We start from the raw sequence: 17,867 nt of genomic DNA on the forward strand, positions 1-17,867 counted from the left end.
TCCGTATTTGACGAGCCATCGAGTGGATCAAATGCCACTATAAATTTAGCGTCTGGGTTACCTGCTACTGTGTAGTCTTCTTCTTCAGACGCGATTGCTTTAACCGTACCTGATTCCAGTAAAATATCTTTTAACAGCTGATTAGATAATACATCGAGCTTTTTTTGAGTTTCACCTTGAATGTTTTCATCAAGGGTTGAGCCTAATACGCCAGAAAGCGCGCCTTGACCAACGCGAAACGAAATTTCTTTACATGCTGCTAAAATTGTTCGAATTAATGATAAAAGTTCTCTTGAACAACCATCTTCAAGTAATACTGGAGGGAGTCTACGCATTCTATTTTCCTGATAACGTGTTAAAACCAATCATAATGTGAGAGAGATTAGCTTAGAGCGCTGAAATTCGTCTTAAATAACTGTATTGTTTAAATAGCACCCTATAATGGGACCACCTAATCGTACTTAAAACACAAATAACAAAGATAAGATTATGAAAAAAATACCACTACTAAGTTACATATTCTTTACTGTGCTGTGCTCTATCATAACTCAAGCGCACGCAGCAATTAAGTCAATTGATGAATTTACTACGCAAATGAATCATTTTCCGGGCTATTATTCGTTTTTTTACGATACCCAAAACGGAAAAGTATATTTAAAAGTTGATAAGTTTGAACAACAATTTTTACTGCAGCAAAGCTTGCCTTACGGTATTGGCTCTAACGACATAGGCCTTGATAGAGGTCAGCTTGGTAATACTCACCTTGTGCAGTTTGAGCGTTTTGGCGACAAAGTAATGCTGCGGGCTGTAAATACTTACTATCGTGCCAACACAAGTAACAAGGCCGAACAGCAAAGTATTAAAGAGGCGTTTGCATCAAGTATACTTGCTGGTTTTAAAGTGGTCGCAGAAGATAAAGCCACAGCACTTATTGATTACACACCTTATTTATTAAGTGATGTACACGGCGTAAGCCGAACGCTTGCGGCGCGTAAGCAAGGTAACTTTAGCCTTGATGAGTCACGTAGCGCCGTTTATATGAATCGCTCAAAAGCATTTGTAAAAAACACCGAGCTTGAAGCCGTACTTACATTTAAAGGCACAAAACCAGGTGAATTTGTTCGCCAAGTAAGTGCCGACCCATACTCACTTACCGTACACATGCACCATTCACTTATTCAATTACCAGACGATAATTACACGCCGCGCAAGTTTAATCCTCAATCAGGTTTTTGGAGTATAGAGCATAAAGATTACGCAGCGCCGCTTGGTGACTCTATGTACGTGCGTTATATACCGCGCCATCGTTTAACTAAAAAGGATTCAAGCTTACCTATTAGTGAGCCTGTTAAACCAATTGTTTATTACCTTGATCCTGGCGTTCCAGAGCCCGTTAAAAGCGCTTTGCTTGAAGGTGGAAAGTGGTGGAACGATGCATTTACTGCTGCAGGATATAAAAATGCATTTATAGTAAAAGTGCTGCCAAGTAGCGCCGACCCTATGGATATTCGTTACAACGTCATTCAATGGGTACACCGTGCAACGCGTGGTTGGTCATACGGAAGTTCGGTGATCGACCCACGTACAGGTGAAATACTTAAAGGGCATGTAACACTCGGCTCATTGCGTGTTCGCCAAGATATTTTAATAGCTGAAGCACTCGCTGCTCCTTATTTAAAAGGCAATGAAGTTGCTAAAAACTTGCAAGCAATGGCGCTTGATCGTATTCGCCAATTAAGCGCACATGAAATTGGCCACACGTTAGGTATTTCTCATAACTTTGCAGCATCGGTAGGGGATAGAGCCTCAGTAATGGATTACCCACATCCGCTACTTAGTTTTAATGAACAAGGTAAGCTTGATGTAACGCGCGGCTATGCAACAGGCATGGGCGTGTGGGATACCCAAGTAATTAAATATGGCTATAGCGATTTTACTAACCAAGATGAAAGCGCAGAACTTGCTGCTATTTTAAAAGAGAACAAAGCCAAAGGCCTTGAGTTTATATCAGATAGTGATGCTCGTGCTAAAGGTGGCGCTCATCCAACAGCTCATTTATGGGATAACGGCACTAATCCTTCGCAGGAACTTTTAAGAGTACTCGACGTACGTAAAAAAGCGCTTTCGCAGTTTGGTATTAATAATATTAAAACGGGCGACTCATTATCGCAATTAGAGGAAAAACTAGTTCCGCTTTATCTGTTTCACCGTTTTCAGGTTGAGGCTGCGGTTAAGCTTATAGCCGGTGTTGATTATGAATACGAAACACGCGGTGACTCACCCGTAAAAGGCGCACAAGTCGTTAATAAAAAAACACAGCAAGAAGCAGTAAACGCTATTTTTGCAACGCTTAAGCCAAGTAACTTATTACTTCCTGAATCTGTGTTATCGCTAATTCCGCCAAAAGCATATGGCGAGTCTAAATCGCGCGAGAGCATAGTTGGGCGCACAGGGTTAACGCTCGATGCAATGGCATTACCCGAGGTTGCAGTGCAGCACAGCTTGTCGCTTTTATTAAATGCACAGCGTTTAAATCGCTTAGCGCAGCAACAAGCGCGTAGTAATGACTTTTATAGTTTAGATGAGTTACTTGAGGAGCTATATAGCCAAGTGTTTAACGTGTCATCACCTAATACAATGACAGGTAAAATCACTCAGCGCGTGCAATTTTTAACAGCAAAAGCTATGGCTGATTTAGTAGCAAGCGATAGTGCAAGCCCTGAAGTGCAAGCGCAGTTACGTTACTACCTAGTTAAGTTGAGTGAAGACTTTAACCAAAACTCAATGCTGAGCCATACAAGTACTGGCGAGAGTGCGTTTAAGCAATATTTAGCTGAGCAAGTAAATCAGTTTTTAATTAAAGGGCAATGGCCAAATAACTTTAAAGTGCTGCTAATACCACCGGGCTCACCAATTTAGAATAAAAAGTAGAAGCGCTTATTTTTAATCAATCATTTAATCAATCATAAAGCAAAACACCGAGTATATTTATACTCGGTGTTATTTTATTTTAAAAACGAATACGTACTCTAAGACTTTATTTGCACTAAATCGTAATCGGCCATACCAGGTACTATTGCTTGTAAGCGAGACTCGGTTACATCGAGTGCATTTAAACATTCGCAATACTCAGAAGCTTTAAGCTCTAATTGATGCGCCTTTTTTTGTAGCGACTTATCAATTTCTCTTGAGATAATATCCATGCGTTGCCCCATGTCGTTAATGCGATCTTCTATATTACCTTCACGCGATTTAAACGCATCTCCGAGTGATACCAAAATAGCACCTAACGATCCATGCACTGCAGAGTGAATTTGCTGGCTGATCTCTTTAGTAAAAAAATCATCTATTTGCGAAAGTGATTGAGGGGCTATAAAAAAGAAGTCATCGCCGCGCTTAAACTTATCCATTAGCGCGCGCTCTACATACTTTAGTTGGGTTTTAAGTACTTCAGGTTCTTTGTCTGACATACCTTCAACTACGTGTTCAATAGCGCTTAAACCTAAGTTAACACCATCGGTAGCCAGATTTACTAATTCGGGGACTGTGTGGCGAATACCATTACTAAACTGTTCGAGTACTTTGCTTTCGTCATCGCTTAAATCAACCCAATAACCGCGAATAAATAGTTGGTTATTGTTATTAATTTGTACACGAGTCTGGCCTTTATCTAATATGCGAATCGCATCGTCAGTAATAATTAAACCATGACGTAATTCAACATCGCATTGGGCTTGAGCAAAGACACTGCTGCTTGAGAGCGCTATGGACAACGCCAATATCGAACGAGATAGAAACGCCATAAACACCTCAAAAAGACTAAAATGGAAGGCGAGTAGGTTAACAAAAAAACAACTTTATGCAAGGGAAAATAAACCTATCAACTATCTCACACAATAGCTGTCTAGAGCGCAGCTTGAGTTTTTAGATACGGCTATGTTGAGAAAAATAGATAGCACAACAAAGGACTTAGTATAAAGCTAAAGAGGTAGGGTTAGCTTACATTTAAATAAGAACACGTGGTTTTAAAAATGAAGTTTAAAAAGATACAGCTATTTAGTTAATTAAGCTTTTAATAGCTGACTCCAAATTTACTTTGGAGTCAGCTTAGAAGGCTAGCGGTTAAAAGCCAAAATCTCTAGTGTGAAACTACTATTAATCGAATTGCATCAAGTTGTAACTGCGTTTTTTCAATATACGTAGTTAGGTCGTTGCGTTGCTTATCGTAGAAGGTAATTTCTTCTTGGCGAATATTCGGGTTAATCTGCTTAAGGGCTACCAGTCGCTCTTGCTCTTCACTGAGTGACGTTTGCATTTTAACAAGCGACGCTGCACGAATAACTTCAAGTTTTTCTTGTGCCATATCTTTAGCGGTAGTAATCATTGGGTGAACAGCACTTTGCAATGCGCCCGCAAGTTTACTTGCTGTTTGGCGGCCAACGGCAGATAACTGCTGATTAAAGCCTTCAAATGCCACATTCTCACCTAAATTATTACCTGCTTTATCAAGCAATATACGAATTGGTGTAGGCGGTAAAAAGCGACCAACTTGTAATACTTTTGGTGCCATTGCTTCTGCAACAAAAATAAGCTCAACAAAAAAGGTACCAGGCGGTAACTTTTTGTTTTTAAGCAATGCAACCGATGCGCTACCAAAGTCGTCGTCACAAATCATATCCATGGTGCCTTGCACCATTGGGTGATCCCAACTAACAAAGTGCACGTCTTCTTGCGAAAGTGCCGTATCGCGATCAAAGGTAACGGTCATACCGTCTTCTTTAAGCGATGGGAATGATGGGTTTAACATATGCTCAGTTGGCTTTAAGATAATGGTATTTTCGCCTTTATCTTCTTGGCTTACGCCAAATGTGTCGAACACGTTGATCATGTAGCTTGGTAATTCAAACTGATTGTCGAGTTTTTCGATTTCAGCTACAAGTGAATCTGCAGCACCTTGACCCGATGAATGTAGCTCTAGTAAACGATCTCGTCCGCTTTCCATTTTTTTACGCAGTACTGCATTTTGCTGTGCTACTTGCTCAAGTAATGGATCGAGCTCGTCTTCATCGCAGTTATGCGCAGAAATATATTCAAGTAAATCATCGCGGAACTCTTTATAAAGCATTTGGCCTGTTGACGAGGTAGATTCGAATGCATCTAGACCTTCGTTATACCAACGTAGTAATACTTCTTGAGCGGTGTTTTCAAAATATGGAACATGAATGTTCACATCTTGCGTTTGACCTATACGGTCTAATCGACCAATACGCTGCTCTAGTAAATCAGGGTTCAATGGTAAATCAAACAATACTAAGTGATGCGAGAACTGGAAGTTACGACCTTCTGAGCCAATTTCTGAACACAGTAATATTTGTGCATTATCGTACTCGTCTGCAAAAAATGCAGCAGCGCGGTCACGCTCAATAATAGACATGCCTTCGTGAAATACCGACGCTTTAATGGCTTCGCGTTCACGCAGTATTTGCTCAAGGCTGATAGCTGTTTCAGCTTTAGCACATATAAGTAGTACTTTTTCGCGCTTAAGCGTTTTAAGAGTGTCGATTAACCAATCTACACGTGGATCGAATAGACCCCAGCTTGCGCTTTCGCCTTCAAACTCTTGAAATATTTTTTCAGGAAAAAGAGCACGGTGTGCACTTAGTTCAGGGTTTTGAATGCCGCCCATATTACCGAGAACCGACATAGCCGTTTTATACTGCTTTGGCAGTGCCATAGGGTAGGCGTGTAATTTACGACTTGGGTAGCCATCAATGCCGCTGCGGCTATTTCTGAATAATATACGACCCGTGCCGTGGCGATCGAGCAGCATGTTAAGTATTTCTTTACGTGCTGGTAAATCACCTTGCTGTGCTTTTTCAAGAATATCAGTAATATCGGTTTCTTTTAATAGCTCAATTAGCGTGGCTTTGGCTGTGTCGTCTAGCCCTTGCTCTTGCAGTAATTGATTTGCAGCTTCAGCAACGTCTTTATAATTTGCTTCTTCTTCTTTAAACACGTCGTAGTCGTAAAAACGGTCAGGATCGAGTAACTGTAAACGTGCAAAGTGACTGCTGTGACCAAGTTGATCAGGCGTTGCGGTAAGTAAAATAAGGCCAGGAATATCTTGGCTAAGCTCTGCCATACGTTGGTATTCTGAGCTTGGCTTGCCGTTATTTATACTTAGGTGATGGGCTTCATCTATAACTAGTAAATCCCAATCAGCAAGTGTTGCTTGTTCAAACCAGCGTTTTTTCTTGGTTAAAAACTCAAGACTGGTAAGTACTAGTTGCTCTGTATCGAACACGTTTGGAGAATCTGCAAACGCTTCGTCGCAGCGTTCTTCATCAAAAATAGAAAAGTGTAAGTTAAAGCGGCGTAGCATTTCTACTAACCATTGGTGCTGTAGATTTTCTGGTACAACAATAAGTACGCGGCTCGCACGACCACTAATAATTTGTTGATGTAAAATCATGCCTGCTTCAATTGTTTTACCAAGGCCTACTTCATCTGATAAAAGTACGCGTGGTGCAAAACGTTTACCCACTTCTTGGGCAATATAAAGCTGGTGCGGAATAAGATTAGCACGTTGACCAATTAAGCCTTTAATAGGCGATTGTTCACGTTCAAATTTATGTAACCACGTTTGGTAGCGAAGTGTATAGCGATCAAAACGATCGACTTGGCCCGCAAATAAACGATCTTGTGGTTTATTAAACTTAATAAAATGATCTAAAAAGGTTTCTTTAAGTTTGGCAGTTTCGCCGTTATCAACACGGGTGCCGTGATAACACAGTAACTCGCCTTGTACTTCAATAGACTCTACTTCTAATTCCCATTCTTCAACGCTTTTGATCACATCGCCAGGATTAAATGCCACACGGGTAACAGGTGCTTCTGCCGAAGAATAAACACGGCTCTCACCACTGGCAGGAAATAATATGCTGACCTGACGGCCTTCAATGGCAACAACGGTGCCTAATCCTAAATCTGACTCTGTATCACTGATCCAACGCTGACCTAAGGAAAAATTCATGTATGTCTCGTCTATGATGAAAAAGGCGGCTATGTTACCTGTAAGCTAACACCACTGCAAGGCGCTATTTGGCTCACTTTTAATTAATTTTGTAAGTGTTAATTATTACTATTAAAACAACTTGTTTATGACTCTTTTTTAGGTAAATCAAAACTAATTACAGTTTGTAATAAAACGGACTTTTATGACAAATAGACTAAACTTACATTATGCCTTGGCAATTAAGTATTGCAGGTTTAAGTTTTGCCCGTTTTACTTAGTTATTTTGGTATAGCATAAAAATCATAAAACGTAAGGAAAGTGCTATGGAAAAAGCTTCGAACCTTGAAAGTAAAATGTATGTGCTAGATACCAACGTACTACTTCACGAACCCCTCGCTTATTTGTCTTTTCAAGAACATGACGTTGTAATTCCGATGACAGTGCTTGAAGAACTCGACCACATAAAAGACAGAAAACACGACGTAAGCCGCGATGCGCGCGTCGCTATTCGTGGATTAGATGAAGTACTTAAAAATGCAACGCCCGAGCAAATGCTACAAGGCGTGGCGCTGCCGAGTAACAAAAAGGCAAAAGCGAGCTCTGCAGGTACCCTCATTATTGTAAACGACCATTTATTTGCCGACTCCATTTCTGGTCTGCCGGGAAACGAAAACGACCACCGTATTATTAATTGCGCCGTGTATTTACAAAAGCAGCACAGTGACTCAAAAGTTATATTAGTAACAAAAGACATAAACATGCGTTTAAAGGCCAAAGGCGCAGGGCTTAAATATGTTGAGGATTATCGTACCGACCAACTTATTGACGATATAAGCTTGCTCACTAGTGGTTATAAAAAAATTGAAGGTGATTTTTGGGACCATGTAGGGGAGTGTAATACGCAGCAACACGGACGAGATACGTTTCATCATGTGCCTAAAAACTTAATACCTGATGTATTTTGTAATGAATATTTACTTGATGGAGGGGATCAGTTTGCGGCGCGTGTTAAATCGTACGATAACGAGCACATAACGCTAAAAGATATTGGTGTTGAGCGTTTAATGCATCAACAAGCATGGGGCGTTAAGCCAAAAAATATTTATCAGGGAATGGCGCTTGATGCGCTGCTCGATACAAGTATTGAACTTGTTATTTTAACAGGACCAGCAGGGTGCGGTAAAACCTTGTTAGCACTTGCCAGCGCCCTTGAAATGGTCATCGAAAAAGGTATTTACGATAAAGTAATAGTCACTCGTAATACGCCAGAAATAGCAGAGTCCATTGGCTTTTTACCAGGCACTGAAGAGGAAAAAATGGCGCCATGGCTTGCAGCCATTACCGATACGCTGGAGGTATTGCACAAAGGCGACGAAAATCCGATATCAAGCCGAAACTATATTATGGAGAAGGCTAATGTTCAGTTTAAATCGGTTAACTTTATGCGTGGGCGTAGCATTCAAAATGCGGTGGTAATTTTAGATGAGAGCCAAAATTTAACGGCATCTCAACTTAAAACGATTATTACTCGCTGCGGCGAAGGTACTAAATTAATTTGTACGGGTAACTTGGCGCAAATAGATAGTAACTATTTAACGCCAGTAACATCGGGCTTAACGTACATAGTAGAGCGCTTTAAAAACTTTGAAGGCAGCGCAACTATAAACCTCAACGGTGTTGTACGTAGTCGCTTAGCGTCATTTGCAGAAGAAAATTTATAACTTGCGCTTAACAAATTGGCTCGATAGTCTATCGATTGATTTTCGGGCCAAATGGCAGGCAGTACATTGAATTTTTTACCTCTGAAGCATTATTATCGTTCATTATTTATTGCGCTTTTAGTGCCATTGATTGTCGCTTTTTTACTGTGCTTGCACTTATATAATATAAAGCTTGAGCGGGCGGTTGAAAAACGCGAAGCCGATTTTACGAATGTTTCAGCACAGGTTACTCATGGGATGGAGTCGGTGAGTAACCTACTTACCACAATGTTTAGCTTATACGAACAAACGACCTATCCAAAAATAAACCAAAGCTTACTCGAGGGCATAAATCAATATGATGGTTACTATTACCGTCACTTTAGTGAGCAAGGCACTGAAATTGTAGGTAAGGGGGAGTTTGTGTTATCTGCTAAGGCATTAGTACAGTGGCAACAGGCGATTGCATTAGGGCCTTCGTTTAATACAACGCTTGCATTAATGCAGTCGTTATCGGGTGTAGCATATGTTGATAATAATGGTTTTGCTTATGTAAGCAGGCGCAACAAAAGCCAAAGTTTAATGCTTACTGAAATTCTAAATGGAAAATTCAAGCCAAAATTTTCACCAAACAAACTTACTTCAAGTCCTATTGTTAAAGTGAATGATAAGTCGTATTTTGCTATTGGCCGACAACGAAGCACTGGCTCAGCCGATTACATTATTTTGATTTATGATGTTCAGGCAATTTCTGGGTGGTTAAAAAAGGTTTCACCGAACAGTGGTGAATACGTTTTTATGAACCAATCACATCAAGTTATCGCCAGCTCTAAACAGTTAATAGAGCAAGCAACAGCATTAAAAAATTATTGGCCTGATTTGGCCCAGCACCACAGTAAAAAAACAGTATTAACTAGTGATAGTAATTACTTTATGCAGCCTATGGATGAGTTACCTATTCACGCAGCATTTTACGAGCACAAACCCCAACTAATAAGCCCAATTAAGTATGAAATACTATTAGAGTTTGCATTTTTAACGCTATTTTTAAGTATTATGTTTGGCGTGTTTTTTTGGTTAAGTCAGCGCATTTTTGTAAAACCAATGACTCACTTAATGTCGTACCTAGAGAGTAACGGTACACAGCAAAAAGTGCAGCTCGATTATAAAGTACCGCTAAGCTGGCAACCTTGGTTTTCTAAAGTGAAGCGGGTATTTACTAAAAACAAACAGTTAGTTGATTCATTACAAAGTGCAAATAAAGCTCTGGACGACCAAGTTCAGTTGCAATCAGAAAAGCTAAGCCGCAGTTACGAAGCAAAAGAGCGCCACTTGGCTTTGCTCAACACTATGCTAAACAGTGTGCCAGATCTTATTTATTTTAAAAATATTGATGGATCATTCTTAGGATGCAATAAAGCATTTGAGGCGTACATCGGTAAAGATCAAACTACATTAGTCGGTAAATATGTAGATGATTTAGGTGATAACGATCAACAAATAAATGCGCTTGAAAAACAAGTATTACAAAATAGAAACAGTGTTGAACAACGAATAGAAACCGATAAAAAAACGTATCAACTTACTATTGCGCCTTTTTATAACGAGCACCAACATCTATTAGGGACTATGGGCATTGGTCGCGATATTACCGAACAGCAACAAGCATTATTGGCCTTAAAAGCATCAGAATCTAAATTTAGAAGTGCGATTGAATTTGCGGCTAACTGCGTGGTTCTACTCTCGCTTGAGCACACAATATTACAAGTAAATAAAGCAGCAAGAAAGCAGTTTTCTGAACAGCCAGTACTGGTTGGTGAGCAGTTAAAAGCATTGTTTGACGATACTCAATGGCAGCAAATAAAAAGCACTTTAGCGCAATTGCTAGATGACAAAAAACGCGTATACCACTTAACGCTTGCTCAAGGGCGCTTAACAAGTTGGTTACAACTTAGTGTATCGCTTGTATGGGATGAAAACCGCGACCCAGCTTATTATGTTATTCACATTCAGGATGTGAGCGCATTAACTAAATCAAAACTAGATGCCGAACGAGCAACCCTTGCTAAAAGTCGCTTTATAGCCAATTTAAGCCATGAAATACGCACTCCTCTTAATGCTGTTTTAGGGCTGCTTGATATGCTTATTGAGCAAGGATTAACGCAAAAGCAATTACAACAAACGGATCAAGCTAAGCATGCAGCACAAAGCTTGTTGCTAATGCTCAATAGAATGCTTGATTTTGCACGCATAGAAAGTTCGCAAACCGATTTAAAACNGTGGATATCTGCGAAAGTTTAACGGCTCCATTGTGCGAAGGAAAAGGTATTGAATTTGTTATTGATATTGACCCGTTAATAGCGCCTGATTTGATATGCGACAGCATTCGCTTACAGCAAATATTAGGTAATTTATTAACAAATGCTGTTAAGTTTACAAAAACAGGTTCTATCACTTTAAAAATGGAACTTATTGAAAGTGATAGCCTAGAGCAACAGCATATTTGCTTTAAAGTAATTGATACGGGGATGGGTATAGATGAAGCCGATCAGAGGCGTTTATTTGACGCCTTTACGCAAGGTGATGAGTCTTCAACACGTATACATCATGGTGTTGGGTTAGGTTTAGCGATTGTTAAACATGCGGTGTCATTAATGGGAGGGGAGATTGCTTTAAAGAGTAAAAAAGGCCATGGCTGTGAGTTTTACTTCAGCGTTAGCTTTTTGGTTGATACCACTAAAAATACGATGTTACCGACTAATACATTGGCTATTTTATCGGATCAAAGCAAAGAGCTTAAGCAAGTAACAAATGCTTATACAGAGCTTGCTAATATTAATTTAGATGAAGTACTCAAATACCCAATTAAGCTCTCCAATACTCAGCAAATAATAATCGATGCGGCCGATTTACCTGCACTTTTAAATGTTGAAGCAATTAATGATTCGTTATCAGCTAAAGAAACATCGGTAATTATTATTAATCATCAGCACACACTTAATTTACCAACAAGTGAGCATTTAGCTGCGCATCACGTTAAAGCATCGGCATTGGGACAAAGGCTATTTAGCTTGAACTCTCAGCAACAGCCTAAAGCTAGTACCAATGCCGTAATATATAATATTGCTGAAACTAAAGTTGATATATCGGGTCTACTTGTATTAGCCATTGATGATAATCAACTTAATTTAGAAATAATTAGCAGTGTATTACGCCAAGCAAACGTAAGTGTTGTTACCGCTTTAAGCGCATCTATCGGCATGGAATTATTGCAAGTTTTAAAGCCTGACTTAATATTAATGGATGTACAAATGCCGCAAATAGATGGCTGCCAAGCTACGGCTTTAATTCGTCAACAGTTTGACGCAAAGCAACTGCCTATTTTTGCTTTAACGGCTCATTGTGAACCCGCTGATATTGAACGTTCTTTAAAGTGTGGTATGAATAAGCACTTAACTAAACCTGTTGTTGCTAAGGTACTTATTGATGCAATTGCCGATTTAAACTTAGTTAAACCAAGCTTTTTTGAAAAATCATTCGCATTAACGCAGTTTAGTATGGATGAAAAGCTCCTCAATACAATGATTGATAAATTTGCTAATTTATGCGAAACCCAGCTATTGCAAATAGAAGAAACAACCAATAAGGATGATTTGGTACGCTTAGTGCATAGTATAAAAGGTGTAGCAGGTAATTTAGGTTTTAGACGATTGTCTCACTGCGCTTTATTGTGTGAAAGAACACTTAAAACAACTAACAAGCCTGTTGAAATAACACTGAAAGAGCTTATTATGCAGTTAGAACAGGTAATTGTTTTTATAAAAGGGGTAGGGGCTAGGGATGTCGAAAAGAGCTAAAGTACTTATTGTAGATGATGATCCAATCAACAGATTAGTACTTGAAAAAACACTTAAAGTAGAACACGACGTATTCTTAGTTGAAAGTGGTGAAAAAGCACTGACCTTTGTAAAAACTGCGCAAGTTGATTTAATTATCCTTGATGTGATTATGCCAGGAATTGACGGCTATGAAGTGCTTGTGCAACTTAAAGAAAATCCGATAACTCAATCGATCCCCGTTATATTTATATCAGCTAATCGTAGCCATGACGACGAAGCTAAGGGCCTAGAACTCGGTGCTATGGATTATATCACTAAGCCATTTAGCCCTTCTATTGTGCGCGTTAGAGTACGTAACCAATTACTTATAAAGCAAAAAAATGATCTGCTAGAAATGTTAGCCTCAATCGACGGCTTAACTGAAATCCCAAATAGACGCTACTTAGACGAAAACTTAGCTCGTGAATGGCGCCGAAGTAAACGCAGTGGAACCCCGCTATCGGTGTTACTTATGGATATAGACCACTTTAAGCGTTACAACGATTGCTACGGACATCGTGCTGGCGATGAATGTTTAAAGGATGTTGCACAAGCACTCGCAGCTCAATGTGAACGTGGTAGTGACTTTATAGCTCGTTATGGTGGTGAAGAATTTGCAGCTGTATTACCTGGAATGAATAGGCATGAGGCTATGGAGTTTGCTAACAAATTACGCAATGCTGTAAATGCTTTGAATATAGAACATAAAGGCTCATTAAATGCAGACCACATCACTATTAGTATAGGTATTGCCACTACTCAAAGTGGAAAAGTGTATGCTGAGCAAGCGTTATTAGAAGAGGCCGATTTAGGCCTATATGCCGCTAAAGATGCAGGGCGAGATAGAATAGTTGCACTCTAAAAACTTAATATACAAAAACGCCAATATTCATATATTGGCATTTTTCGTATTAAACACTTTTTATACCAATTCGCTTAATTAAGTGATCTATTTTGAGAATGGAAAAACGTGTTGATAGCTAGGCAAAAAATTCGCTATTTAGTTGTTCTCGGCAATTGCTCCTGCATTGCTCTACCTTCTGCATCCATGCAGTCGTAAATGAGAGTTTTTTAACACAGGTAGCGACACGTTTAGCCCCGCAAAATGATTAAGTATTATTGCGGATTGGTATTATAGGTTACTGCGTGATCATACCTAAAGCGGTTTCACCAATGCCCACTAACTTATCATTTTTAAATACAAGTGGCGTACATTCATCTTTCGTTGTTTTAGAATCTGAATGCTTGCTATGAGTTACATAAAAAAGTACTTGGTATACATCGTCATCTTTTTTTAATAGCTCTGTGAAGTTAGGCGTTTTTAATTGCGTTAAAACAGATTGATAACTGCTATCCATTTTTAGCTCTGATATAGCTTCACGATTATTTTTATGTTGTGCTTGCCAGCTAGATGAATTCTTACCAGCCCAATGAGTCTCAGCTTCACCATCTGATACGGCAATAACACAGCCTGTTAAAAATGGAGCGATTAAAGCGGCTGCTAAAAGTGATTTTTTCATTTTTATTTACCTTAATAAGATTTTTAATTGGTTATTAGCTGTATTAAAGCAAAGAGTAGACCATATTTATAAGTTGTTATTAATCAGTTTGTTAAGTGAGTTAAGCTGTTTTTATCTAATAAAATATTAAACGTATTAGTAAAAACAGCCATTTTTTAGCTTATTTGATTACTACAATAAAATCACTACACCAAGCGGTTGCGTGATTCGCCTTTATTAAATGCAGCAATATTTAAACTTACTTCATTAATTAAACGCACAATAGATTCGGTGCTTGCCCATGCTATATGTGGAGTAAGTAAAAGGTTATTACCTTTGTAATTAGCAAGTGGGTTTGAAAGCTCAGCTGGTTCTTTAGTTAGTACATCAACACCGGCTCCAGCAATTAGGTTTTGCTCAAGCGCTGTAGCTAAGTCGGATTCGTTAATAATTCCACCACGTGCTGTATTAATAATTATAGCGCTTGGCTTCATCATTTTAAGCTCATTAAGTGCAATTAAATCACGTGTTTCATCTGTTAGCGGACAGTGTACGCTGATTATATCGGCTGTTTTAATGACGTCTTCAAAAGGCGTACGACCGTCGCGACATTTAACACCTTTGCGCTCTGCAACAATAACATTTGCGCCAAATACCTCAGCCACTTTAGCAACGCCTTTACCTAGCGTACCACCGCCTATAATGGCAAATGTTTTACCTTGTAAGTCGTTAAAGCTGTAATCGAGTATGCAAAACATTTCACTTTTTTGCCACGCGCCTTGCTGGCAATCCGCCTGATAGCGGTGTGTGTTACCCAGTAAGTTAGTAATTAAAGAAAACGTATGTTGAACAACAGAAGGTGTTGAATAGCCAGCTACATTAGTTACGGCAATACCAAATTCTTTAGCGGCTTCTAGATCAACATTATTAGTACCAGTTGCACTTACACAAATTAATTTAAGCTGTGTAAGTTTGCTAATCGTGTCGCGATTTAAAACTGCTTTATTAGTGATTAATACATCAGCACCTTGGCAATGTTCAATAACTTGCTCTGGGCTAGTAAGTTCATAAGTCGTTAATTTACCAAGTTGTTCAATACCAGTAAGAGACGTTTTAGCTAACGTTGCGTTATCAAGAATAGTAATGTTCATTATGAGCCCTAAAATAAGTGGATCTGAAAGAGTTAAAATCGTAAAAAGATGCCTACGATCCATCAAAAATCTAAAATACGAGCTTAAGGTACTATGAAAGAAAGGCTTTGTTAATGGTATTACTACCAAATGATTAGAGGGCTTTGTATTAGTGGTCTGCCCACTAGCAGATTGAGAACATGGTATTTTGCTAGATTGATCAGATTTTTGCACTTTTAAGCAAGCTCATGGTCATAGAAGGTAATTAAACTCGGCTTTAAAGCAAGTTGCTAAAAATAAAAATCGTTTTTTTGGTTATTTCGCATTTTAGATTGGCTGAGTTATAATCGGATATAGACATAAACGGTGCGCTTTGGCGTACCGTTTTTTAACATTGTAGATGTAGTAATGAGTGAATTAGAAGATAAATACGCAGATATACGCCCATACAACGACGACGAAGTTGCGGCGTCGCTTACACGTTTAATTAACGATGATGCGTTTATTGATGTAATAGCAAAGTATAATTTACCGCGCTTTTTATCGGCAGTGCCTTTTATTGCGCGTCCAATGGTAAGAAGTCAGTTACGCAAAAAATGGGGCAAAGTAAGCACCGTTGAAGATGTGCAAAATGAAGTGGCACAATACTTAGATAAACTAGTGAAACGCACCACATCAAAAGTTACCTTTTCTGGGTTAGAACAGTTAGATGCTAACCAGGCCTATTTATTTATTTCAAACCATAGAGACATAGTGCTTGATCCTGCATTAGTTAACTGGGGTTTATACCAACATAAAATGAAAACAGTGCGTATTGCTATTGGCGATAATTTATTGCAAATACCTTACATTACTGAGCTTATGCGTCTAAATAAAAGCTTTATAGTTAAGCGCTCTGCTAAAGCACCAAAAGAGATGTTAAAAGCACTGACTCAATTATCGTCATACATTTACGATTCTGTGGTCGGTGGAAATTCTATTTGGATTGCGCAAAAAGAAGGGCGTGCAAAAGACGGTTTTGATCAAACTGATCCTGCGCTTTTAAAAATGCTGCAATTAAATGGGCGTAAACAAAAGAAAGAGTTTGGCGATTATATTAAAGAGTTAAAAATAGTGCCTGTTTCTATTTCTTATCAATATGAGCCGTGTGCAATTGCTAAAGCCAAAGAGCTTTACCACAAGCAACATCATGGTGAGTACGTTAAATCGGCTGGTGAAGATATTGCGAGCATTGTTGAAGGCTTTAGTACTGCTAAAGGGCACGTGCATTTAGCATTTGGGCAACCAATTGAATCTAAATGTGATAGTGCTGAAGAGCTTGCTAAAACAATTGATAGGCAAATTGTTGATTCGTTTTATTTACACCCAGGCAATTACATCGCTGGTGGTTGTAAAGATGCGGTAATAGACTCTCCTGATACAGCAACATTTGAACAACGTTTAGCCTGTGTACCTGAAGAGTTAAAACCATTAGTGCTAGCTATGTACGCTAAGCCATTTCACCGTAAAACAGAGATAAATACTAATAGCTGTGAACATTAATACTCACAGCTCAATGAAACTAAGCAGCAATTAAATTGCTGCTTTTTTTTTGCTCAAAAATAACGCTATACTAATACCTCCTCTTCAACTGGCGGTACTTATGCATGCAACAAATTGAAATATTTGATATTCCAAGTCCTTGCAAGAGTATTTGCTTAGTTAATAACAGAGGGTATTGCAAAGGGTGTTATCGTAGTCGGGATGAACGCTTTTCGTGGAATACCTTAACTAACGACCAAAAAAAGAAGGTGCTTAGTTTGTGCCAGCAGCGCTACAAACGTTATCTTCAAAAAAAGCAGCAAAATGCAGTGCCAAGCACACAGGCGCAGCAGCAAGGGTTCGACTTTTAAAAGCTTAATCCATACTTGGCTCTTAGTGCGTACACAGTGCCATTGTTAGTTAAGTTAATTAATGACATTTTAAGCTTTTCTACCAAGTTTACATTACGCTTATTTAAATAATGATAAAGCGGATAAGTATTCAGCACTTCTTTTACAAAGCAACCTTGAGGTGAAGGTAGCTCATTGTTTTGCATTATAAAATTAATCATTAAAGCTCCCTGTACTTTTTTCTGAGCAAGCAAATTAAGTTGGGTATTCATGCTTTTAACTTTAATAATATTCCCTGCAAACTGTGTGCTTGCTAAATAATGCTCTTGGACAGGGTAGCCATCAACAATTGCGACGCTATCGAGCTGTTCTAAACTGCTAGGTAAACAGTTTTTATATAATACTAAGTCAAACTTAAAGAGCTCATAATCGACCCTAATTAAGTTTTCGTAATTTTCTTCAACGCTTGCATCTCTTCCTAACTGCCCATCAAGTACGCCATTATTTGCAGCTAGCAAAGCATTTTGGTGGCTAAAATCGATTATATGTATTTTAAAACCGATATCTGCGTATGCTAACTTTAATAACTCTAAGGCATAATCAGCTTGTGGTGTACTTTGCGGACGATTAAAAGTGAGGTTGTATTGATGACTAAAACAAGAGGCACTAAAAAATAAATTTACCAATAATAACAAGATACTAAAATGTCTATTCATTATCAGTTCCAATTACTACAGAAATAAATAAAATAAGACGCGTATAATAACAAGGAGA

10 protein-coding genes and 2 pseudogenes are annotated in these 17,867 nt (G+C 38.8%); 6 read left to right on the forward strand and 6 right to left on the reverse strand.

Translation table 11 applies throughout. From position 1 onward, the window contains the following. Positions 1 to 335: pseudogene (locus tag L654_RS0121765) on the reverse strand (fructose-bisphosphatase class I); the annotation flags it as partial. A gap of 154 nt (positions 336 to 489) precedes the next feature. Between L654_RS0121765 and L654_RS0121770 the strand changes: the two are divergent. After that, the gene (locus tag L654_RS0121770) at positions 490 to 2,919 is read left to right on the forward strand and encodes a zinc-dependent metalloprotease (protein ID WP_024609041.1); all 2,430 of its coding nucleotides are present in this window, start codon (positions 490 to 492) and stop codon (positions 2,917 to 2,919) included. A gap of 110 nt (positions 2,920 to 3,029) precedes the next feature. On the opposite strand, the gene L654_RS0121775 is transcribed toward L654_RS0121770, so the two are convergent. Together L654_RS0121775 and rapA are read right to left on the reverse strand one after the other, a co-directional pair. Beyond that, positions 3,030 to 3,803 carry a YggN family protein gene (locus tag L654_RS0121775; protein WP_007581974.1) on the reverse strand — a complete coding sequence of 258 codons (774 nt, stop codon included), beginning with the start codon at positions 3,801 to 3,803 and terminating at the stop codon, positions 3,030 to 3,032. Positions 3,804 to 4,138: 335 nt separating this feature from the next. Further along, entirely contained in the window at positions 4,139 to 7,033 is a 2,895-nt protein-coding gene (gene rapA, locus L654_RS0121780; protein ID WP_024609042.1) for an RNA polymerase-associated protein RapA, read from the reverse strand. A gap of 305 nt (positions 7,034 to 7,338) precedes the next feature. Between rapA and L654_RS0121785 the strand changes: the two genes are divergently transcribed. The 3 genes and pseudogenes from L654_RS0121785 (at position 7,339) to L654_RS0121795 (ending at position 13,455) form a co-directional block, all read left to right on the forward strand. Continuing rightward, entirely contained in the window at positions 7,339 to 8,736 is a 1,398-nt protein-coding gene (locus L654_RS0121785; RefSeq protein WP_024609043.1) for a PhoH family protein, read from the forward strand. A 51-nt stretch (positions 8,737 to 8,787) separates the two neighbouring features. Beyond that, positions 8,788 to 12,572: pseudogene (locus tag L654_RS01000000126590) on the forward strand (ATP-binding protein). Then, complete coding sequence (locus L654_RS0121795; RefSeq protein WP_007581985.1) at positions 12,556 to 13,455, forward strand: diguanylate cyclase; 900 nt, start codon at positions 12,556 to 12,558, stop codon at positions 13,453 to 13,455. Before L654_RS01000000126590 ends, L654_RS0121795 begins: the two are co-directional and overlap by 17 nt. A gap of 277 nt (positions 13,456 to 13,732) precedes the next feature. On the opposite strand, the gene L654_RS0121800 is transcribed toward L654_RS0121795, so the two are convergent. Further along, positions 13,733 to 14,113 (reverse strand): DUF3192 domain-containing protein, encoded by a 381-nt coding sequence (locus tag L654_RS0121800; RefSeq protein WP_024590666.1) that lies wholly within the window; start codon positions 14,111 to 14,113, stop codon positions 13,733 to 13,735. A 185-nt stretch (positions 14,114 to 14,298) separates the two neighbouring features. Next, the gene (locus L654_RS0121805; RefSeq protein ID WP_024609044.1) at positions 14,299 to 15,243 is read right to left on the reverse strand and encodes a D-2-hydroxyacid dehydrogenase; all 945 of its coding nucleotides are present in this window, start codon (positions 15,241 to 15,243) and stop codon (positions 14,299 to 14,301) included. 387 nt (positions 15,244 to 15,630) lie between these two features. On the opposite strand from L654_RS0121805, the gene L654_RS0121810 reads away from it, so the two are divergent. Both L654_RS0121810 and L654_RS1000000127485 read left to right on the forward strand, forming a co-directional pair. After that, complete coding sequence (locus L654_RS0121810) at positions 15,631 to 16,764, forward strand: 1-acyl-sn-glycerol-3-phosphate acyltransferase (protein ID WP_024590668.1); 1,134 nt, start codon at positions 15,631 to 15,633, stop codon at positions 16,762 to 16,764. A gap of 104 nt (positions 16,765 to 16,868) precedes the next feature. Further along, positions 16,869 to 17,114 (forward strand): DUF1289 domain-containing protein, encoded by a 246-nt coding sequence (locus tag L654_RS1000000127485; RefSeq protein ID WP_007586940.1) that lies wholly within the window; start codon positions 16,869 to 16,871, stop codon positions 17,112 to 17,114. On the opposite strand, the gene L654_RS0121820 is transcribed toward L654_RS1000000127485, so the two are convergent. Then, the gene (locus tag L654_RS0121820) at positions 17,111 to 17,809 is read right to left on the reverse strand and encodes a transporter substrate-binding domain-containing protein (protein WP_024609045.1); all 699 of its coding nucleotides are present in this window, start codon (positions 17,807 to 17,809) and stop codon (positions 17,111 to 17,113) included. The two genes, L654_RS1000000127485 and L654_RS0121820, sit on opposite strands and share 4 nt — an antisense overlap. Positions 17,810 to 17,867: the final 58 nt, after the last annotated feature.

Source organism: Pseudoalteromonas sp. TAB23 (assembly GCF_000498075.1).
Lineage (GTDB): Bacteria > Pseudomonadota > Gammaproteobacteria > Enterobacterales > Alteromonadaceae > Pseudoalteromonas > Pseudoalteromonas arctica.

Bases quoted from the DNA above. Each gene is read 5' to 3' on its own strand.
- L654_RS0121770 (WP_024609041.1), top strand. From the start codon at position 490: ATGAAAAAAATACCACTACTAAGTTACATATTCTTTACTGTGCTGTGC.
- L654_RS0121775 (WP_007581974.1), bottom strand. From the start codon at position 3,803: ATGGCGTTTCTATCTCGTTCGATATTGGCGTTGTCCATAGCGCTCTCA.
- rapA (WP_024609042.1), bottom strand. From the start codon at position 7,033: ATGAATTTTTCCTTAGGTCAGCGTTGGATCAGTGATACAGAGTCAGAT.
- L654_RS0121785 (WP_024609043.1), top strand. From the start codon at position 7,339: ATGGAAAAAGCTTCGAACCTTGAAAGTAAAATGTATGTGCTAGATACC.
- L654_RS0121795 (WP_007581985.1), top strand. From the start codon at position 12,556: ATGTCGAAAAGAGCTAAAGTACTTATTGTAGATGATGATCCAATCAAC.
- L654_RS0121800 (WP_024590666.1), bottom strand. From the start codon at position 14,113: ATGAAAAAATCACTTTTAGCAGCCGCTTTAATCGCTCCATTTTTAACA.
- L654_RS0121805 (WP_024609044.1), bottom strand. From the start codon at position 15,243: ATGAACATTACTATTCTTGATAACGCAACGTTAGCTAAAACGTCTCTT.
- L654_RS0121810 (WP_024590668.1), top strand. From the start codon at position 15,631: ATGAGTGAATTAGAAGATAAATACGCAGATATACGCCCATACAACGAC.
- L654_RS1000000127485 (WP_007586940.1), top strand. From the start codon at position 16,869: ATGCAACAAATTGAAATATTTGATATTCCAAGTCCTTGCAAGAGTATT.
- L654_RS0121820 (WP_024609045.1), bottom strand. From the start codon at position 17,809: ATGAATAGACATTTTAGTATCTTGTTATTATTGGTAAATTTATTTTTT.